Origin of the sequence: Streptomyces sp. NBC_00663, from assembly GCF_036226885.1 — a bacterium.
In the GTDB taxonomy this organism is placed as follows: Bacteria; Actinomycetota; Actinomycetes; order Streptomycetales; family Streptomycetaceae; genus Streptomyces.
The window spans coordinates 1439950-1461440 of sequence record NZ_CP109027.1 but is presented as its reverse complement, the minus strand read 5'-3'; the positions used below and the strand labels follow the sequence as shown (position 1 = coordinate 1461440).

Annotated in this window: 20 protein-coding genes; 12 read left to right on the top strand and 8 right to left on the bottom strand. The window is 71.5% G+C overall.

The genetic code is table 11. The features are described 5' to 3' along the window. The first annotated feature begins 55 nt into the window (after positions 1 to 55). Complete coding sequence (locus tag OG866_RS06675) at positions 56 to 1780, top strand: BCCT family transporter (protein WP_443063500.1); 1725 nt, start codon at positions 56 to 58, stop codon at positions 1778 to 1780. 102 nt (positions 1781 to 1882) lie between these two features. On the opposite strand, the gene OG866_RS06670 is transcribed toward OG866_RS06675, so the two are convergent. Next, positions 1883 to 2833 (bottom strand): FAD-dependent oxidoreductase, encoded by a 951-nt coding sequence (locus OG866_RS06670; RefSeq protein WP_329332502.1) that lies wholly within the window; start codon positions 2831 to 2833, stop codon positions 1883 to 1885. Positions 2834 to 2899: 66 nt separating this feature from the next. Here OG866_RS06670 and OG866_RS06665 point away from each other — a divergent pair, with 66 nt between their 5' ends. After that, a complete protein-coding gene (locus OG866_RS06665; RefSeq protein ID WP_329332501.1) occupies positions 2900 to 3946 on the top strand; it encodes an oxidoreductase in 1047 nt (348 codons plus the stop codon). 48 nt (positions 3947 to 3994) lie between these two features. Beyond that, a complete protein-coding gene (locus OG866_RS06660) occupies positions 3995 to 5638 on the top strand; it encodes an ABC-F family ATP-binding cassette domain-containing protein (RefSeq protein ID WP_329332500.1) in 1644 nt (547 codons plus the stop codon). A gap of 56 nt (positions 5639 to 5694) precedes the next feature. Here OG866_RS06660 and OG866_RS06655 read toward each other — a convergent pair whose 3' ends face one another. From OG866_RS06655 to OG866_RS06645, 3 genes are all read right to left on the bottom strand, one after another. Beyond that, complete coding sequence (locus OG866_RS06655) at positions 5695 to 8052, bottom strand: Tex family protein (protein ID WP_329332499.1); 2358 nt, start codon at positions 8050 to 8052, stop codon at positions 5695 to 5697. Positions 8053 to 8132: 80 nt separating this feature from the next. After that, on the bottom strand, positions 8133 to 8264 hold the full coding sequence (locus tag OG866_RS06650; RefSeq protein ID WP_329343959.1) for an LPFR motif small protein: 132 nt from the start codon (positions 8262 to 8264) through the stop codon (positions 8133 to 8135). A gap of 94 nt (positions 8265 to 8358) precedes the next feature. Beyond that, complete coding sequence (locus OG866_RS06645; RefSeq protein ID WP_329332498.1) at positions 8359 to 9228, bottom strand: SCO6745 family protein; 870 nt, start codon at positions 9226 to 9228, stop codon at positions 8359 to 8361. Between the two features lie 128 nt (positions 9229 to 9356). On the opposite strand from OG866_RS06645, the gene OG866_RS06640 reads away from it, so the two are divergent. Together OG866_RS06640 and OG866_RS06635 are read left to right on the top strand one after the other, a co-directional pair. After that, the gene (locus OG866_RS06640; RefSeq protein ID WP_329332497.1) at positions 9357 to 10316 is read left to right on the top strand and encodes a GlxA family transcriptional regulator; all 960 of its coding nucleotides are present in this window, start codon (positions 9357 to 9359) and stop codon (positions 10314 to 10316) included. A gap of 16 nt (positions 10317 to 10332) precedes the next feature. Then, the gene (locus OG866_RS06635; RefSeq protein WP_329332496.1) at positions 10333 to 10968 is read left to right on the top strand and encodes a DJ-1/PfpI family protein; all 636 of its coding nucleotides are present in this window, start codon (positions 10333 to 10335) and stop codon (positions 10966 to 10968) included. A gap of 20 nt (positions 10969 to 10988) precedes the next feature. Here the strand turns inward: OG866_RS06635 and OG866_RS06630 are convergent, their stop codons facing one another. Next, a complete protein-coding gene (locus tag OG866_RS06630; RefSeq protein ID WP_329332495.1) occupies positions 10989 to 11738 on the bottom strand; it encodes an enoyl-CoA hydratase/isomerase family protein in 750 nt (249 codons plus the stop codon). Positions 11739 to 11804: 66 nt separating this feature from the next. Between OG866_RS06630 and OG866_RS06625 the strand changes: the two genes are divergently transcribed. Both OG866_RS06625 and OG866_RS06620 read left to right on the top strand, forming a co-directional pair. Beyond that, on the top strand, positions 11805 to 12458 hold the full coding sequence (locus OG866_RS06625; RefSeq protein ID WP_329343957.1) for an HdeD family acid-resistance protein: 654 nt from the start codon (positions 11805 to 11807) through the stop codon (positions 12456 to 12458). A gap of 174 nt (positions 12459 to 12632) precedes the next feature. Then, the gene (locus OG866_RS06620) at positions 12633 to 13121 is read left to right on the top strand and encodes an ATP-binding protein (RefSeq protein ID WP_329343955.1); all 489 of its coding nucleotides are present in this window, start codon (positions 12633 to 12635) and stop codon (positions 13119 to 13121) included. Between the two features lie 7 nt (positions 13122 to 13128). On the opposite strand, the gene idi is transcribed toward OG866_RS06620, so the two are convergent. The 3 genes from idi to galE all read right to left on the bottom strand — a co-directional run bounded on the left by idi (position 13129) and on the right by galE (position 15946). Beyond that, positions 13129 to 13722: an isopentenyl-diphosphate Delta-isomerase gene (idi, locus tag OG866_RS06615; protein WP_329332494.1), complete on the bottom strand. Its 594-nt coding sequence runs from the start codon at positions 13720 to 13722 to the stop codon at positions 13129 to 13131. A 189-nt stretch (positions 13723 to 13911) separates the two neighbouring features. Then, on the bottom strand, positions 13912 to 14847 hold the full coding sequence (locus OG866_RS06610; protein WP_329332493.1) for a cation diffusion facilitator family transporter: 936 nt from the start codon (positions 14845 to 14847) through the stop codon (positions 13912 to 13914). A gap of 133 nt (positions 14848 to 14980) precedes the next feature. Then, entirely contained in the window at positions 14981 to 15946 is a 966-nt protein-coding gene (gene galE / locus OG866_RS06605; RefSeq protein WP_329332492.1) for a UDP-glucose 4-epimerase GalE, read from the bottom strand. 278 nt (positions 15947 to 16224) lie between these two features. Between galE and OG866_RS06600 the strand changes: the two genes are divergently transcribed. The 5 genes from OG866_RS06600 to OG866_RS06580 are packed head-to-tail and all read left to right on the top strand — an operon-like array spanning position 16225 to position 21454. Beyond that, positions 16225 to 18018 carry a DUF5941 domain-containing protein gene (locus OG866_RS06600; RefSeq protein ID WP_329332491.1) on the top strand — a complete coding sequence of 598 codons (1794 nt, stop codon included), beginning with the start codon at positions 16225 to 16227 and terminating at the stop codon, positions 18016 to 18018. Further along, on the top strand, positions 18015 to 18767 hold the full coding sequence (locus OG866_RS06595; protein ID WP_329332490.1) for a phosphocholine cytidylyltransferase family protein: 753 nt from the start codon (positions 18015 to 18017) through the stop codon (positions 18765 to 18767). The genes OG866_RS06600 and OG866_RS06595 overlap by 4 nt, the downstream gene beginning before the upstream one ends. Then, complete coding sequence (locus OG866_RS06590) at positions 18755 to 19816, top strand: iron-containing alcohol dehydrogenase family protein (protein WP_329332489.1); 1062 nt, start codon at positions 18755 to 18757, stop codon at positions 19814 to 19816. Before OG866_RS06595 ends, OG866_RS06590 begins: the two co-directional genes overlap by 13 nt. Continuing rightward, positions 19794 to 20573: a CDP-alcohol phosphatidyltransferase family protein gene (locus OG866_RS06585; RefSeq protein ID WP_329332488.1), complete on the top strand. Its 780-nt coding sequence runs from the start codon at positions 19794 to 19796 to the stop codon at positions 20571 to 20573. The genes OG866_RS06590 and OG866_RS06585 overlap by 23 nt, the downstream gene beginning before the upstream one ends. Continuing rightward, the gene (locus tag OG866_RS06580) at positions 20570 to 21454 is read left to right on the top strand and encodes a glycosyltransferase family 2 protein (RefSeq protein ID WP_329332487.1); all 885 of its coding nucleotides are present in this window, start codon (positions 20570 to 20572) and stop codon (positions 21452 to 21454) included. Before OG866_RS06585 ends, OG866_RS06580 begins: the two co-directional genes overlap by 4 nt. Positions 21455 to 21491: the final 37 nt, after the last annotated feature.

Below are 21491 nucleotides of genomic sequence, written 5' to 3'. Positions count from 1 at the left end.
ATTTGCGGTACCTGTGGTAGGCCGTATCCATGGGTTTCGGGAGAAGGTGCCGCAAATGACGGAAGACATGAAGAAAAGGGGTGGCGGGGAGGGCTCTTCGGGCCTTCCCCGCGACCACACCACCGACCGCGTGGTGTTCGGGGTCACCGCCGTCATCACCGTGGCCTTCGTGATCTGGGGCTCCACGGCGACGGACTCGCTGGAGAGCGTCTCCACGAAGATGCTCAACGGCCTGATCAAGAACGGCGGTTGGGCCTTCATGCTGGCCGCCTCCTGCTTCGTGGTCTTCGCGCTCTGGCTCGCGGTCAGCCGCTACGGCCGTATCCACCTCGGCGCCGAGGGCGAGGAGCCCGAGTTCCGCACCGTGTCATGGGTCGCGATGATGTTCAGCGCGGGCATGGGCATCGGTCTGATGTTCTACGGCGTGAGCGAACCCCTCGCCCACTACACGGCCCCGCCCCCCGGCACCGACCCCGCCGACTCCGGTGACCGCATGGAGACGGCAATGGCGACCACCCTCTTCCACTGGACGCTGCATCCCTGGGCGATCTACGCGGTGGTCGGCCTCGCCATCGCCTACAGCACCTTCCGCAAGCGCCGGCGCCAGACCATCAGCGCGGTCTTCACCCCGCTGATCGGGGAGCGGCACGCAGAGGGCGGCGTGGGCCGGGTCATCGACATCCTCGCGATCATCGCCACCATCTTCGGCTCCGCGGCCTCCCTCGGGCTCGGCGCGCTCCAGATCGGCTCCGGATTCCAGGAGCTGGACTGGATGGACGACGTCAGCACCGGTCTGCTCGTCGCGATCATCGCCGTCCTCACCCTGGCCTTCGTCGCGTCGGCCGTCTCGGGTGTCGAGAAGGGCATCCAGTGGCTGTCCAACACCAACATGGTGCTCGCCCTGATCCTCGCCGTGTTCGTGTTCATCGCCGGGCCCACGATCATCGTCCTCGACCTGCTGCCCACCTCGGTCTTCGCCTACCTCGGCGACCTGCCCCAGCTCGCCGGCCGCACCGAGGCGAGCGGCGGCAAGGGCGTCGCCGACTGGCTGGGCAGCTGGACCGTCTTTTACTGGGCCTGGTGGATCTCCTGGACGCCCTTCGTCGGCATGTTCATCGCCCGCATCAGCCGCGGCCGGACCATCCGCCAGTTCGTCGGCGGCGTCATCCTCGTCCCCAGCACGGTCAGCCTGATCTGGTTCGCCGTCTTCGGCGGTACGGCGATGAAGCTGAAGGAGGGCGGCGCGCTCGCCGGCGAGGACACCCCCGAGGGCCAACTCTTCGGCGTGCTCCAGGAGTTCCCCATCGCCACCGCCACCAGCCTGCTGGTGATGATCCTGGTCGGCATCTTCTTCGTCTCGGGAGCCGACGCCGCCTCCATCGTGATGGGCACGCTCTCCCAGAAGGGCGCCCTCGAACCCGGCCGGTTCGTCGTGGTGTTCTGGGGCATCGTCACCGGTGCCGTCGCCGCCATCATGCTGCTCGTCGGCAGCGGCCAGGGCGACGCCCTCACCGGTCTGCAAAACCTCACCATCCTGGCCGCCGCGCCCTTCGTCCTGGTGATGATCGGCATGTGCGTCGCCCTCATGCGCGACCTGCGCCGCGACCCGGTCATCGTGCGCGGCGAGATGGGCTCCGAGGCCGTCGAGCTCGCCGTGATCGAGGGCCACAGGAAGTACGACGGCGAGTTCGAGATCAAGGTCGGCCCGGGCCCGGGCACCGAGACGGAGGGCGACCCACTGGGCCACGACCACAGTTGGGCTCCGCCGCGACAGCAGTGACGAATCCGCGGGCCGGCGGGGGCTGGTCGAGCCCACGCGGCGGCAGCCGCACATCGGCACGGCCCCGCGCCCCTTTCGGGGTGCGGTCGTGCCAGGACGGATTCAGGTTGTGGCCAGCCCCGCGGCCTCCTCCGCACATCCCCACGCCACCGTCACGCCCGCGCCGCCGTGCCCGTAGTTGTGCACCAACACCCGCCCGCCGGGCAGGAGTTCACGCTCCAGCCGGACCGCGTGCCGCGCCGGCCGCAGCCCCACCCGGTGGTCCAGCACCCGCGCTCCCGCGATCTCCGGCCGCAGCGCCGCACACCGCCCTACGATCGCCTCGGCCACGGCGGGATCCGGCTGCGTGGACCACTCGCCCTCGACTGCCGTACCGCCCAGCAGCAGCCGCCCCGGCTGCGGGAAGAAGTACGCCAGCTCCCCGTCGGCGCCCGTCGACACCACCCAGGTCCGGATGCCCGGGTTCTCGACCACGACCAGCTGCCCCCGCACCGGCACCATCGACTCGTCCGGCACCAGCTCACGCGCACCGAGCCCCGTGCAGTTGACCACCACCGGCGCCTCGACCTCCGCCAGGTCGGACACCGTACGCGTCTCGACCACCCCGCCCGCCTCGACGAACCGCCGCCTCAGCCACGGCAGATGCGCCGCCATGTCGACCAGCGGGAGCCGTGCCCACAGTCCGGTCCCGGCGTACTCCTCGGCGGTGACCGGCCGGAGCCCCGGCAGCCGGGCGGTCAGCCAGCCGAACCCGTCGTCCAGCTCCTCCTCGCCCAGCACCCCTTCGACCATGCGTACGCCGGTACGGTCCGGGTCCGCCGCCAGCTCCTCGTACACGTCCAGCGAGCGCAGCGCCCACCCGCGCGCCGACGCGACCGGCCTGATCCGGTACGGCCACCACAGCGCCCCGGCGACCGCCGAGGTGGTCCGCTCGACCGGGTCCCGCGTCCACACCCGCACCCGACGGCCACGCTCGGCCAGCACCACGGCGGTCGTCAGCCCGATCACGCCACCACCGACCACCACGACATCGCCGCTCAGCTCACTGTCCACGACCGAAACGTAGCGGAATGTGTCATGCCGTGCTCAGAGGGCGCTTGCTGCGGGAATACTCGCAGCATGTCTGCCGAGTACGCGACCTTCGGCCTGGCACCGGCGATGCGTGCCGGTGGCGTCCTCGTCAACGGTGACTACCAAGTCCACCGCGACTTCGTGGACTTCATCGTCGACGGACGACCGTTGCTCTTCCAGCTCTCCGACCTCGACGCCGTCTCCCCACTCGCCTCGGACGTACCACCGTCGATCTTCACCGCCCAGGTCCGCAGTCTCCTGCTGGAGACGGACGCCCCGCTTCCGGGCGGGCGCTATGTCATCTACGGCTGCCCCGAGTGCGAGGACCTCGCCTGCGGTGCCGTCACCGCGGTCATCGAGAAGGAGGGCGCCGACTACATCTGGCGGGACTTCGCCTGGCAGACCGACGAGCAGGCCGACCTGGAGCTCAACGGCTACCACGGCATCGGCCCCTTCCGCTTCCACGGCGCCGACTACCGCGCGGCCCTCGACTCCCTGCTCTCCTCCGGCACCGCGAGCCCACGCCGCCGTGTCCTGCTGATCGGCGCCCGCGTCGCCCTCCTCGCCAAGCTCGCCGCCGCCCTGCGCGCCATCGGCATCGGCGCCGACATCGCCCACGACGCCGACGGCGTCCCCGCCGACGAACTGCGCGGCTACGGAGCCGTCGCCTTCGGCCGGGCGATCGGCGAGGCGGAACGTGCCTCCGTGCGCCGCGCCTTCGACCGCGCCGGCGTGGACGTGACCTACGTGAACGGACTCGCCCCGATCGTCCCCCTCCTCGTCGCCCAGATCGAACACGCCCTCGACCGCAGCCCCGAGGACCAGCGCCGGCTGACCCGCCTGGTCGCCGCCGACGGCGAGGCGGGCGTCGAGGTCACCTCGCCCTGCCGGGTACGGCTCACCGCGTACCGTCTCGACCGGTTCTTCCGCACCCAGGCCCAGGAGGTCTTCGACGGCGTCCTGGAGGCGGGCCGGCATCGCATCCCCCTGGACGCGAGGGCGGTGAAGGGGGAGGCCTTCGTGGTGGCCCGGACGTCGGGGAGCGTGCTGGTGGAGGCGATGGCCCATGGACGGGCGGCGGGAGGGAGCCGCTGATACGCCGGGGGAGACCCGCCGCCCGGCCTCGCTAAAATCGATCCCCTGATGACTGCCACCCTCGTCGCCAAGAACCTCGCCGCCGGCCACGGCGACCGCTCCCTGTTCACCGGGCTCGACCTCGTCGTCGCGCCCGGTGACGTCATCGGGCTGGTCGGCGCCAACGGCGCGGGCAAGTCCACCCTGCTCAGGCTGCTCGCCGGGCTGACCGCACCGGAGGAGGGCGAGCTGCGCCTCTCCCCGCCGACCGCCACCGTCGGCCACCTCCCGCAGGAACCGGAGCGCCGCCCCGGCGAGACGATCCGCGCCTTCCTGGCCCGCCGCACCGGCGTCGCCGAGGCCCAGCGCGTCATGGACGAGGCGACCCAGGCCCTCGTCGACGGCGCGCCCGGCGCCGACGACGCCTACGCCACCAGCCTGGAGCGCTGGCTCGACCTCGGCGGCGCGGACCTCGACGAACGCGCCGAGGAGATCGCCGACTCCCTCGGCCTGACCGTGGACCTCGACCAGCCGATGACCTCCCTGTCCGGCGGCCAGGCGGCCCGCGCCGGACTCGCCTCCCTGCTCCTGTCCCGCTACGACGTCTTCCTCCTCGACGAGCCCACCAACGACCTCGACCTCGACGGCCTGGAGCGCCTGGAACGTTTCGTGAGCGGTCTGCGCGCCGGCACCGTCGTCGTCAGCCACGACCGCGAGTTCCTCACCCGCACCGTCACCAAGGTCCTCGAACTCGACCTCGCCCAGCAGCAGATCAACCTCTACGGCGGCGGCTACGAGGCCTATCTGGAGGAGCGCGACGTGGCCCGCCGGCACGCCCGCGACGACTACGAGGAGTACGCCGACAAGAGGGCGTCGCTCCAGGACCGGGCCCAGATGCAGCGCTCCTGGATGGACAAGGGCGTCAAGAACGCCCGCCGCAAGGCGAACAACGACAACGACAAGATCGGCCGCAAGTTCCGCAGCGAGGCCAGCGAGAAGCAGGCCGCGAAGGCCCGCCAGACCCAGCGCATGATCGAACGCCTCGACGTGGTCGAGGAGCCCCGCAAGGAGTGGGAACTGCGTATGGAGATCGCCTCGGCGCCCCGCTCGGGGTCGGTCGTGGCGACCCTGCGCGACGCGGAGGTACGGCGCGGCGACTTCACCCTGGGCCCGGTCTCCCTCCAGCTCGACTGGGCGGACCGTGTGGCGGTGACGGGCGCGAACGGCGCCGGCAAGTCGACCCTGCTGGCCGCACTGCTGGGCAGGGTGCCGCTGACCGCCGGCCAGGCTTCGCTCGGCTCCGGCGTCCTGATCGGAGAGGTCGACCAGGCCCGCAAGCTGTTCCACGGCGACGAGTCGCTGCTGGACGCCTTCGGGGCGGCCGTCCCGGACACCGAGCCGGCCGAGGTCCGCACCCTGCTGGCCAAGTTCGGCCTGAAGGCGGACCACGTGCTGCGCTCGGCGGCGACCTTGTCCCCGGGCGAGCGCACCCGCGCGGCGCTGGCCCTGCTCCAGGGCAGGGGCGTCAACCTCCTGGTCCTGGACGAGCCGACCAACCACCTGGACCTACCGGCCATCGAACAGCTGGAACAGGCCCTGGACGCCTACGAGGGCACGCTCCTCCTGGTCACCCACGACCGCAGAATGCTGGACGCGGTGAGCGTGACCCGCCGCTTGGAGGTCTCAGCAGGCAAGGTGAGCGAAGCCCCCTGAGGGGCGCGGGGAACTGCGCGACCAGCCACAACCGGCCCGCAGTTCCCCCACAACCGCTACCGCCCCTTCTTCTTCGGATCCAACAGCCCCGCACGCCGAAGCGCGTCAGCCATCGCCCCGTTGGCAGGCGCCGGAGCCTGCCGCTGCTGGCGCTGCTGAGGCGGCCGCCCACCCCGCTGCCGACGCTCACCCCCGCCACCCTGCGCACCCTGCGGCCCCTGCGGAGCCTTCTCGTCATCGAGCCGCAGCGTCAACGAGATCCGCTTGCGCGGAATGTCGACGTCGAGCACCTTCACCTTGACGATGTCACCGGGCTTGACCACGTCGCGCGGGTCCTTCACGAACGTCTTCGACAGCGCGGACACATGCGCCAGCCCGTCCTGGTGGACACCGACGTCGATGAACGCCCCGAAGGCCGCCACGTTCGTCACCACGCCCTCCAGCACCATCCCGGGAGCGAGGTCGGAGATCTTCTCGACGCCCTCCTTGAAGGTGGCCGTCTTGAACGCGGGCCGCGGGTCACGCCCCGGCTTCTCCAGCTCCTTGAGGATGTCCGTGACGGTGGGCAGACCGAACGTCTCGTCCACGAACTCCTGCGGCCGCAGCGAGCGCAGCACACCGGTGTTGCCGATGAGGGAGGCGACCTCCTGCCCGGAGGTCTTCACCATGCGCCGGACGACCGGGTAGGCCTCCGGGTGCACGCTGGACGCGTCCAGCGGGTCGCCGCCGCGGATGCGGAGGAAGCCCGCGCACTGCTCGTAGGCCTTGGGGCCGAGCCGGGCCACCTTCTTCAGCTCCGTACGGGAGGTGAACGGCCCGTTGGTGTCGCGGTGCGACACGATGTTCTCGGCGAGCCCGGAGGTGATGCCGGAGACACGCGAGAGAAGCGGGGCGGAGGCGGTGTTCACGTCCACGCCGACGCCGTTCACACAGTCCTCGACCACCGCGTCCAGTGAACGCGACAGCTTCACCTCGGACAGGTCGTGCTGGTACTGGCCGACACCGATCGACTTCGGGTCGATCTTCACCAGCTCGGCGAGCGGGTCCTGGAGGCGGCGCGCGATGGAGACCGCGCCGCGCAGCGACACGTCCATGTCGGGCAGCTCCTGCGAGGCGAACGCGGAGGCCGAGTACACGGACGCGCCCGCCTCGGACACCATCACCTTGGTGAGCTTCAACTCCGGATGCCTGGTGATGAGTTCACCGGCGAGCTTGTCGGTCTCCCGGGACGCCGTGCCGTTGCCGATCGCGATCAGCTCGACCGAGTGCCGGGCGGCGAGCACGGCCAGCTTGGCGAGCGCCTCGTCCCACTTGTTGGCCGGGACGTGCGGGTAGATGACGTCCGTGGCGACCACCTTGCCGGTGGCGTCGACGACGGCGACCTTCACACCCGTACGGAAGCCCGGGTCGAGGCCCAGCGTCGCGCGCGTGCCGGCCGGGGCGGCGAGCAGCAGGTCGCGGAGGTTCTTGGCGAACACGTCGACCGCCTCGTCCTCGGCGGCCGTGCGCAGCCGCAGCCGCAGGTCGATGCCGAGGTGCACGAGGATGCGGGTGCGCCAGGCCCAACGGACGGTGTCCTTCAGCCACTTGTCGGCGGGGCGGCCACGGTCGGTGATGCCGAACTTGTGGGCGACGATCCCCTCGTACGACGAAGGCCCCTCGGTCGCTTCCTCGGGCTCCAGGACGAGATCGAGGACGTCCTCCTTCTCGCCGCGCAGCATCGCCAGGACGCGGTGCGAGGGCAGGTCCTTGAACGGCTCGGCGAAGTCGAAGTAGTCGGCGAACTTGGCGCCCGCCTCCTCCTTGCCTTCCTTCACCTTCGCGGCCAGGCGCCCACGCACCCACATGCGCTCGCGCAGTTCGCCGATCAGGTCGGCGTCCTCGGAGAACCGCTCCGTGAGGATCGCGCGGGCGCCGTCCAGCGCGGCCTGCGGGTCGGCGACGCCCTTGTCTGCGTCGACGAACGCGGCGGCAGCGGCGAGCGGGTCGACCGTCGGATCGCCGAGGAGCCCCTCCGCGAGGGGCTCGAGCCCGGCCTCGCGCGCGATCTGCGCCTTGGTGCGCCGCTTGGGCTTGTACGGCAGGTAGATGTCCTCAAGCCGCGCCTTGGTCTCGGCGCCGCGGATCCGCGCCTCCAACTCCTCGGTGAGCTTGCCCTGCTCGCGCACCGACTCGAGGATCGCGGTCCGCCGCTCCTCCAGCTCCCGCAGATAGCGCAGCCGCTCCTCGAGCGTGCGCAGCTGCGCGTCGTCGAGCATCTCGGTCGCTTCCTTGCGGTAGCGGGCGATGAAGGGCACCGTCGAACCGCCGTCGAGCAGCTCCACGGCGGCCTTGACCTGCCGCTCCCTTACGCCGAGCTCCTCGGCGATCCTTCCTTCGATGGACCCAACGCCGATGGGGGTGCGTGTCGTCACGATCCCGTACCGCCTTCTCACAGAGGTTGCGCGGCAATTGTGGCAGGTGGCACGGACACTGGGGGATCAGGGCGCGGCCATCAGGCGCGGCGACCGCGTGCAGAACCTGAGGCTCCGCCGAAGAGCCGGGCCAGGGCCCGGAAGGGCAGCGTCACGACGGTGGCGATGGCGCCGGCGATCTGGCGCAGGACATCTGCGATGGCACGGAACACGAGCATCTCCTCTCCTCGTCCGGCCACGACGACCGGACGGGCCCCGAGTACCTCACCCGTGCCACGCCATGCGCCCCCTCGTCCGGGTCCGGCTTCAGCCCTTCCCGATCAGGTCCGCCGGATACGCTCCCGCCGCCATGGCCGCCCGCGCGAACCCCGTGCCGAGTTCCGTCAGACGGGCCACGCCCGGCGCGCCCAGGTGTTCGTACGGCGCCCGGTCCAGGCGGTCCGTCATGTCCTCGATCTCCGCGCGCAGCGCCACACCCCGCTCGGTGAGCTCGCCGGCCTCGTCCAGCAGGTCGCGGTCCCGGAGTCGGCGGATCGCCGCGTCCCAGTCCTCCTGGGTCCAGCCGCGTGTGGTGAAGATCCACTTCGGGGTCATGCCGCGACCGGTCGCGGTGTGCGTCACCAGGGCCTCCAGACCGTCGAGGCCCGCGGCCAGCAGCGCGGCGAGATGCCCGTCGCCCCGGTGCTCGCGCAGCAGGGTCGTGGCGTGGAAGTACGCCAGGTGCGGCTCCTCGGGCACCGGCAGGTCCGCGTGGGCCGCGTACAGCGGCCGGGCGCTGCGCGAACCGGCCTCGGCGGCCCGCAGCGCGAGCTCCGCGGCCTCCGCGATCTCCGGGGACGTGACCGCGTCCTCGCCCAGCAGCCGCCGCAGGGACGCGTCCACGGCACGCGTGCGTGCCGCGAGGACGGCCTCCGGTGAGGCGGTCTCCCACACCGCGGGGACATGCCGGGCCACCAGCTCGTGCCGGTAGTTGTAGAAGGCCGCCGTGACCGTTCCGGCGCCCACCCGGCCCATCGCGGCGGCCCGCACCGCGAAGTTGACGGCCCGGGGGTGCGTGATCCCGATCCCCGCCAGTTCGGTGCCCAGCTCTGGGGCGAAGTAGGAGGTGGCGTGCAGGGAGTTGAGCACGTTGTGGCAGCGGCGGCCGGACCGCGGCTCAAGGGCGGCAGAAGTCATGCCCGGCAGGTTACCAACCGCTTGGTACGTAGCCCATTGGGGTGGCGGCCTCTGTGCGGCGGACCGTGGCAGGAAAGGTGGGGTGCTCGTCATTGCGGCCATATCGCGGGCCGCGAAGAATCGACGACATGACGCAGCGAACCGTCCTCGTCGTCCTCTTCGACGACGTGCAGAGCCTCGATGTCACCGGCCCCCTGGAGGTGTTCGCCGGGGCCGAGACGCACACGCCGGGCACCTACCGCATCCGTACCGCCTCCCTGGACGGCGCCCCCGTGCGCACCTCCAGCGGCCTGACCGTCGTACCGGATCTGGCCCTGCCCGACGCGCCCGCCCCGCACACCCTGCTCGTCCCGGGCGGGCAGGGGACCCGCCGCCCCGACCCGCTCCTGACCGACTGGCTGCGCGCGAACGGGCCGCGGGCCGAGCGGCTGGTCTCGGTGTGCACCGGGGCGATCCTGCTCGCCGAGGCGGGCCTCCTGGACGGCCACCGCGTCACGACCCACTGGGCGTACAGCGACACGCTCGCCCGCGATCACCCCGCCGTCGACGTCGAGCCCGACCCGATCTACATCCGGGACGGCAGCGTCGCCACCTCCGCCGGCGTCACCTCGGGCATCGACCTCGCCCTCGCACTGGTCGAGGAGGACCTGGACCGGGACGTGGCGCTGACGATCGCCCGCTATCTGGTCGTCTTCCTCCGCAGGCCCGGCAACCAGGCCCAGTTCAGCGCCCAGTTGGCTGTGCAGACGGCGCGGCGCGAGCCGCTGCGCGAGGTCCAGCGGTGGATCAGCGAGCACCCGGGCGCCGACCTCACCGTCGAGTCCCTCGCCGCCCGCGCCCGGCTCTCCCCGCGCCACTTCGCCCGCGCCTTCCAGGCCGAGACCGGCACGACCCCCGGCCGCTATGTCGACCGGGTCCGTCTCGAACACGCCCGGCGCCTGCTGGAGGACTCCACCGACGGCGTCGAGGAGATCTCCCGGGCCAGCGGCTACGGCACCCCCGAGGCCATGCGCCGCGCCTTCGTCAGAACACTCGGCGCCTCACCGGCCGAGTACCGCCGCCGGTTCCACCCGGTACCGGCCCACTGAAGGGACCACACCGACCGTGCAGATCGCCATCCTCCTCTTCGACCGCTTCACCGCCCTCGACGCGGTCGGACCCTACGAGACCCTCGGCCGCCTCCCCGACGCGGAGACCGTCTTCGTCGCCGAGCGCACCGGCCCGCACCGCACCGACACCGGGAACCTCGCCATCACCGCCGACAAGACCCTCGCCGAGGTGCCGAACCCGGACATCGTCGTCGTGCCCGGAGGGCCCGGGCAGACCCCGCAGATGGAGAACCCGGTGCTGCTCGACTGGCTCCGCGCCGCCGACGCCACCAGCACCTGGACGACGTCCGTGTGCACCGGGTCCCTGCTGCTGGCCGCCGCCGGATTGCTGGAGGGCCGGCGCGCGACCTCCCACTGGCTGGCCCTGGACTTCCTGAAGCAGTTCGGCGCCGAGCCGACCGGGGAGCGGGTCGTCTTCGACGGCAAGTACGTCACCGCGGCCGGCGTCTCCTCCGGCATCGACATGGGGCTCACCCTGCTCGGCCGGCTCGCCGGCGACGAACACGCCCAGGCCGTACAGCTGTTGACCGAGTACGACCCGCAGCCGCCCTACGACGCCGGCTCACCGGAGAAGGCCCCGGCCCACCTCGTCGAGGAGTTCCGCACCAGGAGCCGCTTCCTCCTGACGTAGGTCCCGTCCTGACGCGGGGCTCAACCGGACGTGGTCCAGGTGAAGCGCGGCTGCCTGCGCTCCAGGAACGCGGCGACGCCCTCCGCGGTGTCGCCGCTGCCGCGCGCCTGCTCGGTCCAGTGACCGTCCCGGTCCGTCAGCCCGCCCGCGAACTCCTTCGCCGCCGCCTGCGTCAACTGCGAGCGGGACACCAGGATCCGGGTGAACTCGGCGACCCGCTTGTCCAGTTCGCCCTCCGGCAGCACCTCGTCCACGAGGCCGGTGCGCAGCGCCCGCTCCGCGTCGATCAACTCGCCCGAGAACAGCAGGTACTTGGCGGCGGACGGCCCCACCAGCGCCACCAACCGCCGTGTGGAGGACGCCGGATACACGATCCCCAGCTTCGCCGGTGTCACCCCGAACAGAGAGCCCTGCTCCGCGAACCGCAGATCGCAGGCCGCCGCGAGCTGGGAGCCGCCGCCCACGCAGTGCCCCCGGATCGCGGCCACCGTCGGCTTCGGGAAAGCGGCGAGCGCCTCCTCGGCGGCGACCGCAAGGCCCTGCGCCTCCTCCGGTGACCCGCGCAGCGTGGAGATGTCGGCTCCGGCGCAGAACGTGCCGCCCTCGCCGGTCAGCACCAGCGCCCGTACGTCCGGATCGGCGGCCAGCGTGTCGAGCAGCGGCGGCAGCGACCGCCACATCGCGGCCGTCATGGCGTTGCGCTTGGCCGGGTGGTGGATGACGACGGTGGCGACCGAGTCGGTCACGCCGTGCTGCAACTGGGGCTCCATGGCCGGATGCTAACCGGACCCGCCGACCGTACGATCGGGGAGGGGCTCCCGCGCGAGGAGGTGCCGATGGCCAGGGACGGCAAGGGCAACGCCGGCAGGCGCACGGACGAGACCGCGAAGCTGAGCCGGGGCTTCGGCTGGCTGGCCGCACTCGGCGTGATCCTGGTCCTCGCGGGACTCGTGGGGCTGATCTACACCGGGGTGGCCACGCTCACCTCGATGATCCTGTTCGGCTGGCTGCTGCTCATCGGCGGCGTCGTGGGCCTGCTGCACGCGATCCAGGCGCGCGGCACCAACTTCTTCTGGCTCGGCGTGGTCGTCGCCGCCCTGAACATCGCGGCCGGCGTGGTCGTCATCAGCCGGCCCGAGGCCGCGGCCGCGGCGCTGACCATGTTCGCCGCGCTGCTCTTCCTCACCGGTGGGGTGTTCCGGCTGGCCGGCAGCCTGGTGGTGCGGGGGCCGCAGTTCGGCTGGACGCTGGTGCAGGGCGCCTTCGGTCTGCTCCTCGGCATCCTCGTGCTGGCCTCCTGGCCGAGCAGCAGCAAGTACGTCATCGGCTGCTTCTTCTCGCTCGCGCTGCTCTTCGACGGCCTCGGTCTGATCGCCACCGGCTACGGCGGCCGGCGCATCGTCGGCATGGTCTCCGACCGGCTCGCCGCCGAGGACGACACACGGAGCGAATCGGGCGAGGCGCCCACCAAACCCGTACAACCCGAATAGTTCGCGAACGCGGCACCACCCGGACAGAAACGGTCCTGCACGGGACGGTGGCCGCCGCCGGTGATCACAAACGCTCGATATTCGCTGACTTCTGTTCAGTCATCCGGAGCGGAGCGACGCGTTACCAACACTCGTCGTGTGGTGACAATCGAGCGCGAGGGTGGCGACCGGACGATGGAGAACCGCGGGCGTGGGTCAGGCCCACGTCCACCAGGCGGCACGGACCCGGACCCGCTGCCTTACGAGGGCGTCTGGCGGTTCACCGCCCCCGCCGTGGACGCCTCGGTCCCGCAGGCGCGGCACGCCGTACGGGACCTGCTGCTGCGGCAGGGAGTACCGGTCTCGGACGATCTCGTGCAGGGGCTCCTGCTGATCGTCTCCGAGCTAGTCACCAACGCGGTGCGGCACGCGGCCCTGCTGTCGCCGATGCTCGCCGTGGAGGTCGCCGTCGGCGCCGAGTGGGTGCGGGTGTCCGTCGAGGACAACCACCCCTACCGGCCGACCGCCCTGGAGGCCGACCACGGACAGACCGGTGGCCGCGGGCTGCTGCTGGTGCGGGAGGTCACGCGCGAGGCGGGCGGCGTCTGCGACGTCGAACACACGGCGAACGGCGGCAAGGTGATCTGGGCCGCCCTGCCGCTCGCTTCGATGCCTGTGCTCTAGCGCCCTGCTACCAGCCGACGCCCGGGCCGGTCAGTTCCCGGACCGCCGGGCGGGCCGCGTCCAGGACCGTCATGAACCAAGCCGAGAAGGTGTCGCGCGCGTGGCGCTCGGCGAGCTCGGCCGGGGTCACGAAGGCCGTCGCGCCGACCTCCTCCGCGTCCGGCCGCAGCGGCGCCTGCACCATCCCGACGAAGAGGTGGTTGTACTCCTGCTCCACCAGGCCAGACTCCGGGTCCGGGTGGTTGTAGCGCACGGTCCCCGCCTCCGCGAGGAGCGACGGGGACGCGCCCAGCTCCTCGTACGTCCGCCGGGCCGCCGCCGCGAAGGGCGCCTCGCCCGGGTAGGGGTGGCCGCAGCAGGTGTTGGACCACACACCGGGGGAGTGGTACTTGCCCAGCGCCCGCTGCTGGAGCAGCAGACGGCCCTGCTCGTCGAAGAGGAACACCGAGAAGGCGCGGTGCAGCTGCCCGGGTGGCTGATGGGCGGCGAGCTTCTCCGCGGTGCCGATCGTGACGCCGTCCTCGTCGACCAGTTCCAGCAGAATCGGGTCAGCGGTGCCGTTCGACGAGCTGTGCGTCGCGGTGGCAGGTGTGATCGGCATACCCATCCTTCGCATCGGTCTTACGCGCCCCAAGTGTGCCGTACGGATACGACACTCCCGGCCGTTGATCGTGCCCGGCGCGGCGGACGGGGAACCGTCCGGGGTGGCGCACTGTGAGGTTGAGGACGCCGCCTCGCGCCGGATCGCTGCATTCCGCCCCAGGGAGGATTTAGTGGACGTACCGGACTCTCAGTGGCACAGCCGGGCCTCGTGCTCCGCGTGCCCGCCCGGCTCCAGCTGGAAGGTGCAGTGCTCCACGTCGAAGTGGTCGCCCAGGCAGCCCTGGAGCTCGTGGAGCATCTTCTCGTGCCCGATCGCGTTCAGGGCCTCGGAGCCCACCACCACGTGCGCGGAGAGCACCGGCATCCCGGAGGTGATGGTCCAGGCGTGCAGGTCATGGACGTCCTCGACGCCGTCCAGGGCCAGGATGTGCGCCCGCACCTCGTCCATGTCGACGTCCCTGGGCGCCGCCTCCAGGAGCACCTCGAGGGTCTCGCGCAGCAGCTTCCAGGTGCGGGGCACGATCATCAGGCCGATGAGGAGCGAGGCGATCGGGTCGGCGGCCTGCCAGCCCGTGGTGAGGATCACCACCGCCGAGATGATCACCGCGGCCGAGCCGAGGGCGTCCGCCGCGACCTCCAGGAAAGCGCCGCGGACGTTCAGGCTGTGCTTCTGGCCCCGCATCAGCAGGGACAGCGAGATCATGTTCGCGACCAGGCCGATCGCGCCGAACACGATGGTCAGCCCGCCCTCGGTGGGGACCGGGGTGACGAACCGCTGGATCGCCTCGTAGAGGACGTAGCCGCCGACGCCCAGCAGCAGCAGACAGTTGGCGAGGGCGGCGAGGATCTCGGCGCGGGCGTACCCGAAGGTGCGTGTCCCGCTCGGCGGGAGGCTCGCGAAGTGGATCGCCATCAGCGCCATGCCGAGGCCCAGCGCGTCCGTCGCCATGTGCGCCGCGTCCGCGACCAGTGCGAGGGAGTCCGCGAGGATGCCGCCGACGATCTCGACCACCATGACGGTGAGCGTGATCGACAACGCCACCCGCAGCCTGCCGCGGTACGCCGCGGTCGCCGTACCGCCGGCCGGCGCGTGCGCGTGGCCGTGATCGTGCCCAGCCCCCATGGAAGCCGCCTCCTGTGATCTGCCCGGCTTCACAGTGAACTACGGGTGGGGGGTATCCGGCAACGCGGCACTGAACACCGTTGTCATGTGCCCTGACCTGCGTAAACGAATCGCAGGTCAGGGCAGCCCCAGTTCACTGGCCGTGGTGCAGCCGCCAGCCGGCCCACGCCGACTCGATCATCTCCCGCACCCCGCGCCGGGCGGTCCAGCCGAGCTCCCGGGCGGCCAGCTCGGCCGAGGCGACCGAGACCGGGGCGTCGCCGGGACGCCGGGGCTCCACGACGGGCTCCCGGCGGTCGCCGGTGACCTCGCCGATGACCGTGACCAACTCCCGAACGGAGACACCTTCGCCGCGGCCGATGTTGACGGTCAGGTCACCGTCGTGGTCCCCGACCCGTCGTGCCGCCGCGAGATGCGCCTCGGCCAGGTCGGCGACATGGATGTAGTCGCGGACGCAGGTGCCGTCCGGCGTCGGGTAGTCGTCACCGAAGATCCGCGGGGCCTCGTCGCGGGTGAGCCGGTCGAAGACCATCGGCACGATGTTGAAGACGCCCGTGTCCGCCAGCTCGGGGGCCGCGGCCCCCGCCACGTTGAAGTACCGCAGACACACGGTGGAGATCCCGTGCGCCTGTCCCGCCGCCCGGACCAGCCACTCCCCGGTGAGCTTGGTCTCGCCGTAGGGGTTCACCGGGGCGCACGGAGTGTCCTCCGTGATCAGCCCCGCGTCGGGATTGCCGTAGACGGCCGCCGACGAGGAGAACACGAACCGACCGACCCCGGCCTCGGCGACCGCCTCAAGGAGCGTCGCCAGACCGCCGACGTTCTCCTGGTAGTAGCGCGTCGGCTGCGCCACCGACTCGGCGACCTGCTTGCGCGCGGCCAGGTGCAGCACGCCGGTCACCTCGTGCTCGGCCAGCACCCGCTTCAGCAGCCCGGCGTCGAGCGACGACCCCCGCACGAGCGGCACGTCCGCCGGCAGCCGCGCGGGAACCCCGGCCGACAGGTCGTCCAGCGCGAGGACGCGCTCCCCGGCCTCCGTCATGGCCCGCGCCACATGGGCCCCTATGTATCCCGCTCCGCCTGTGATCAGCCATGTCATGGTCGCCCACCCTATGCCGAGGCGAGGACGGCCGACGCTTTGTCCCGGATGCCCGATCCCGCGGGACGCGGTTTGTGGGCGAGGCCCGCGATCACCCATGATGATCGCGGCAAAGGCCGGGGGAGCCGCCGTGGATCGGCCCGTGAACGGGCGGTGAACGCGGGCTTCCCGGCATCCGATAGCCTCTGCCGACATGCCGCCCGGCCGTCACCGGTAAGGGGCGCCCCCACCGTGTACTCGCCGGCGTGCAGACGTCGGCACCCAGGGAGTGAGTTCGGTTGTCGACCGCCATCCTCACCGGTCAGCCGGTCCCCGGATCGTCGATCGAGGGCGATCTGCGGTCCCTCGGCTTCGACGTCCGGACCGCCTCCGATGCCGCCGAGACCGAGACACTGCTCGCCCAGGTGCCCGGTGACCAGCGGGTCGCCGTCGTCGACGCCGGTTTCGTCGGCCATCTGCACGCCCTGCGCCTCGGCCTGACCGACCCGCGCTTCCCGCTCGCCGCGATCCCCGGCGCCGTCACGGCCCAGCCGGCCGGCCGCCAGGCCCTGACCCGCGCGATGGCCCGGGAGAACAGCGCGGGCGGCGGTACGGCACTCGTCGTGGACAGCCTCGCCGACCGGATCGTCACCGCGCTGGACGCGGACGACGCCGGCGTCCACCACCCCGAGCTCGGCAGCCTCGTCGCCGTGGTCCCGGCCGACCCGCAGGCCCGCAACGAGGCACGGCAGTCCGTCGCCGCCGTCGACGACGAAGCCGTACGCCTGAAGTCGGCCGTGAAGTCCCGCGACGGCTTCTTCACCACATACTGCATCAGCCCGTACTCCCGCTACATCGCCCGCTGGTGCGCCCGCCGGGGGCTGACCCCGAACCAGGTCACCACCGCCTCGCTCATCACCGCGCTGATCGCCGCGAGCTGCGCGGCGACGGGCACCCGGGCCGGGTTCGTCGCGGCCGGTCTGCTGCTGATCTTCTCCTTCGTCCTGGACTGCACCGACGGCCAGCTCGCCCGCTACTCCCTCCAGTACTCCACGCTCGGCGCCTGGCTGGACGCCACCTTCGACCGGGCCAAGGAGTACGCCTACTACGCCGGACTGGCGCTGGGAGCCGCCAGGGGCGGCGACGACGTCTGGGCGCTGGCGCTGGGCGCGATGATCCTCCAGACCTGCCGGCACGTCGTCGACTTCTCCTTCAACGAGGCCAACCACGACGCCACCGCCAACACCAGCCCCACCGCCGCCCTCTCCGACAAGCTCGACAGCGTCGGCTGGACGGTGTGGGTACGGCGCATGATCGTGCTCCCGATCGGTGAGCGCTGGGCGATGATCGCGGTCCTCACGGCGCTGACCACGCCTCGCATCACCTTCTACGCACTGCTCATCGGCTGCGCGTTCGCGGCGACGTACACCACGGCGGGCCGGGTGCTGCGGTCGCTGACGCGCAAGGCCAAGCGCACGGACCGGGCCGCGCAGGCGCTGGCCGACCTCACGGACAGCGGGCCGCTGGCCGAGGGCGTCGCACGCTTCCTGCCCGGTGCGGCCCGCGGGACCGCCCCGTTCAGCGCCGCCGCCGGCGCGGTCGCCGTGGTCCTGGCCGCCTGGGCCTGGGGCTCCTCCTGGTACGTCGTGCTGCTCGCCGGGCTCTACGTCCTGCTGTCGGCCGAAGCCGTCGCCCGCCCCCTCAAGGGCGCCCTCGACTGGCTGGTTCCGCCCTTCTTCCGGGCGGCCGAGTACTGCACCGTCCTGGTGCTGGCGGCCAAGGCGGACGTGAACGGAGCCCTTCCTGCGGCTTTCGGGCTGGTGGCGGCGGTCGCCTACCATCACTACGACACGGTGTACCGCATCCGCGGCAACGCCGGCGCGTCCCCGGCCTGGCTGGTGCGCGCCATCGGGGGGCACGAGGGGCGGACGCTGCTCGTCGCCGTCCTGGCCGCGGTGCTCACCGCCTCGCAGTTCAAGGTCGCGCTCACGGCTCTGGCCGTGGCCGTCGCCCTCGTGGTGCTCGTCGAGAGCATCCGCTTCTGGGTGTCCTCCGGGGCGCCCGCCGTACACGATGAAGGAGAACCCGCATGATCGGCCTCGTGCTGGCGGCCGGCGCCGGACGGCGTCTGCGCCCCTACACCGACAGCCTTCCCAAGGCTCTGGTGCCGGTGGGCCCCGCGGGCATAGAGGGCGAACCCACGGTTCTCGACCTCACTCTCGGCAACTTCGCGGAGATCGGGCTGACCGAGGTCGCGATCATCGTCGGCTACCGCAAGGAGGCCGTGTACGCGCGCAAGGAGGCCCTTGAGGCCAAGTACGGCCTCAAGCTCACGCTCATCGACAACGACAAGGCCGAGGAGTGGAACAACGCGTACTCCCTGTGGTGCGGCCGTGACGCCCTCAAGGACGGCGTGATCCTCGCCAACGGCGACACCGTCCACCCGGTCTCCGTCGAGAAGACGCTGCTCGCCGCCCGCGGTGAGGGCAAGCGCATCATCCTCGCCCTCGACACCGTGAAGTCCCTCGCGGACGAGGAGATGAAGGTCGTCGTCGACCCCGGGAAGGGCATGACGAAGATCACCAAGCTGATGGACCCCGCCGAGGCCACCGGCGAGTACATCGGCGTCACGCTCATCGAGGGCGACGCCGCCCCCGAACTGGTCGACGCGCTGAAGACGGTCTGGGAGACCGACCCGCAGCAGTTCTACGAGCACGGGTACCAGGAACTGGTGAACCGCGGCTTCAGGATCGACGTGGCGCCGATCGGCGACGTCAAGTGGGTGGAGATCGACAACCACGACGATCTCGCCCGCGGACGGGAGATCGCGTGCCTCTACTGACCCGGCTCATCCCCGCGCCGGTCGTCGTCGACATCCGCCCGGGTGCCCTCGACGACCTGGTCGGCGTCCTCGCCGACGAGCGCATCTCGCACTCCGGCAGGCTCGCCGTCGCCGTCAGCGGCGGTTCCGGCGCCAAGCTGCGCAAGCGGCTGGAGCCCTCGCTGCCCGGCGCCACCTGGTACGAGGTCGGTGGCGGCACCCTCGACGACGCCGTCCGGCTGGCCAGTGACATAAAGGCCGGCCACTACGACGCGGTCGTGGGCCTCGGCGGCGGCAAGATCATCGACTGCGCCAAGTTCGCCGCGGCGCGCGTCGGCCTGCCGCTGGTCGCCGTGCCGACGAACCTCGCGCACGACGGCCTGTGCTCGCCGGTCGCGACCCTCGACAACGACGCGGGCCGCGGCTCCTACGGTGTGCCGAACCCGATCGCGGTCGTCATCGACCTCGACGTCATCCATGAGGCCCCGTCCCGCTTCGTGCGGGCCGGGATCGGCGACGCCGTCTCCAACATCTCCGCGATCGCGGACTGGGAGCTGGCCAACCGCGTCAAGGGCGAGAAGATCGACGGCCTCGCCGCCTCGATCGCCCGCCAGGCCGGCGAGGCCGTGCTCAGGCACCCCGGCGGCATAGGGGACACCGACTTCCTCCAGGTGCTCGCCGAGGCGCTCGTGCTCAGCGGTATCGCGATGTCGGTCTCGGGCGACTCCCGCCCGTCCTCCGGCGCCTGCCACGAGATCAACCACGCCTTCGACCTGCTCTTCCCCAAGCGCGCCGCCGCCCACGGTGAGCAGTGCGGCCTGGGCGCCACCTTCGCGATGTTCCTGCGGGGTGCGCACGAGGAGTCGGCGTACATGGCCTCGGTACTGCGCCGGCACGGCCTGCCGGTACTGCCGGAGGAGATCGGCTTCTCGGTGGACGAGTTCGTCCGCGCCGTGGAGTTCGCTCCGGAGACCCGGCCCGGCCGGTACACGATCCTCGAACACCTCGACCTCAAGACCGACCAGATCAAGGATCTCTACGTCGACTATGTCAAGACCATCGGTAGCTGAACTCCGTCCGGTCGTGCACCCCGCAGGGGTGAAGGACCGGCGCAGCGGTGAGCACTGGATGGGGCGCCTCTACATGCGCGAGGTGTCCCTGCGGGTGGACCGCTACCTGGTGAACACCAGGGTCACGCCCAACCAGCTCACGTACCTGATGACCGTCTTCGGCGTCCTCGCGGCCCCGGCACTGATCGTGCCGGGGATCCCGGGGGCCGTGCTCGGTGTGGTCTGCGTGCAGATGTATCTGCTCCTCGACTGCGTCGACGGCGAGATCGCCCGCTGGAAGAAGCAGTACTCGCTCAACGGCGTCTACCTCGACCGGGTCGGCGCCTATCTGACCGACGCCGCCGTCCTCGTCGGCTTCGGTCTGCGCGCGGCCGACCTGTTCGGCAGCGGCCGTATCGACTGGCTGTGGGCGTTCCTCGGCACCCTCGCCGCGCTCGGCGCCATCCTGATCAAGGCGGAGACCGACCTCGTCGGCGTCGCCCGGCACCAGACCGGCAAGCCGCCGGTCCAGGAGTCGGCGGCCGAGATGCGCTCCTCCGGCATGGCGCTGGCCCGCAAGGCCGCGTCCCTGCTGAAGTTCCACCGCCTCATCCTCGGCATCGAGGCGTCCCTGCTGATCCTGGTCCTCGCCATCGTGGACAACGTCCGCGGTGACCTGTTCTTCTCCCGGCTCGGCGTCGCGGTACTGGCCGGTATCGCGCTGCTCCAGACCCTGCTGCACCTGGTGTCCATCCTCGCGTCGAGCAGGCTCAAGTGAGCGCCCCCATGAAGGTCGGCGTCGTCATCATCACGATGGGCAACCGGCCCGATGAGCTCCGTGCCCTGCTCGACTCGGTCGCCAAGCAGGACGGCGACCGCGTCGAGGTGGTCGTCGTCGGTAACGGCTCGCCCGTTCCGGACGTCCCCGCGGGCGTCCGCACCATCGAGCTGCCCGAGAACCTCGGCATCCCCGGCGGGCGCAACGTCGGTATCGAGGCCTTCGGCCCCAGCGGTCGCGACGTGGACATCTTGCTCTTCCTCGACGACGACGGCCTCCTCGCCAACCACGACACCGCCGAGCTGTGCCGTACGGCGTTCGCCGAGGACCCGAAGCTCGGCATCATCAGCTTCCGCATCGCCGACCCGGACACCGGCGTCACCCAGCGCCGCCACGTCCCCCGGCTGCGCGCCGCCGACCCCATGCGCTCCTCGCGCGTGACCACCTTCCTCGGCGGCGCCAACGCCGTCCGCACCAAGGTCTTCGCCGAAGTCGGCGGCCTGCCGGACGAGTTCTTCTACGCGCACGAGGAAACCGACCTGGCATGGCGGGCCCTCGACGCGGGCTGGATGATCGACTACCGGTCCGACATGGTGCTGTACCACCCGACGACCGCGCCCTCGCGGCACGCGGTCTACCACCGCATGGTCGCCCGCAACCGGGTCTGGCTCGCCCGCCGCAACCTGCCCGCGCTCCTGGTCCCGGTCTACCTCGGGGTCTGGCTGCTGCTCACCCTGCTGCGCCGCCCCTCGCGGCCCGCGCTCAAGGCATGGTTCGGCGGATTCCGGGAAGGCTGGACCACTGCGTGCGGCCCACGCAAGCCCATGAAGTGGCGTACCGTGTGGCGGCTGACCCGACTGGGCCGGCCCCCGGTCATCTGACAAGCTCGAACCGGAGAGCGGCCGGGCCGACACCCGG

Bases quoted from the DNA above. Each gene is read 5' to 3' on its own strand.
- galE (WP_329332492.1), bottom strand. From the start codon at position 15,946: ATGACATGGCTGATCACAGGCGGAGCGGGATACATAGGGGCCCATGTG.
- OG866_RS06610 (WP_329332493.1), bottom strand. From the start codon at position 14,847: ATGGGGGCTGGGCACGATCACGGCCACGCGCACGCGCCGGCCGGCGGT.
- OG866_RS06620 (WP_329343955.1), top strand. From the start codon at position 12,633: ATGGAGAACCGCGGGCGTGGGTCAGGCCCACGTCCACCAGGCGGCACG.
- OG866_RS06660 (WP_329332500.1), top strand. From the start codon at position 3,995: ATGACTGCCACCCTCGTCGCCAAGAACCTCGCCGCCGGCCACGGCGAC.
- OG866_RS06595 (WP_329332490.1), top strand. From the start codon at position 18,015: ATGATCGGCCTCGTGCTGGCGGCCGGCGCCGGACGGCGTCTGCGCCCC.
- OG866_RS06630 (WP_329332495.1), bottom strand. From the start codon at position 11,738: ATGGAGCCCCAGTTGCAGCACGGCGTGACCGACTCGGTCGCCACCGTC.
- idi (WP_329332494.1), bottom strand. From the start codon at position 13,722: ATGCCGATCACACCTGCCACCGCGACGCACAGCTCGTCGAACGGCACC.
- OG866_RS06645 (WP_329332498.1), bottom strand. From the start codon at position 9,228: ATGACTTCTGCCGCCCTTGAGCCGCGGTCCGGCCGCCGCTGCCACAAC.
- OG866_RS06585 (WP_329332488.1), top strand. From the start codon at position 19,794: ATGTCAAGACCATCGGTAGCTGAACTCCGTCCGGTCGTGCACCCCGCA.
- OG866_RS06625 (WP_329343957.1), top strand. From the start codon at position 11,805: ATGGCCAGGGACGGCAAGGGCAACGCCGGCAGGCGCACGGACGAGACC.
- OG866_RS06665 (WP_329332501.1), top strand. From the start codon at position 2,900: ATGTCTGCCGAGTACGCGACCTTCGGCCTGGCACCGGCGATGCGTGCC.
- OG866_RS06640 (WP_329332497.1), top strand. From the start codon at position 9,357: ATGACGCAGCGAACCGTCCTCGTCGTCCTCTTCGACGACGTGCAGAGC.
- OG866_RS06675 (WP_443063500.1), top strand. From the start codon at position 56: ATGACGGAAGACATGAAGAAAAGGGGTGGCGGGGAGGGCTCTTCGGGC.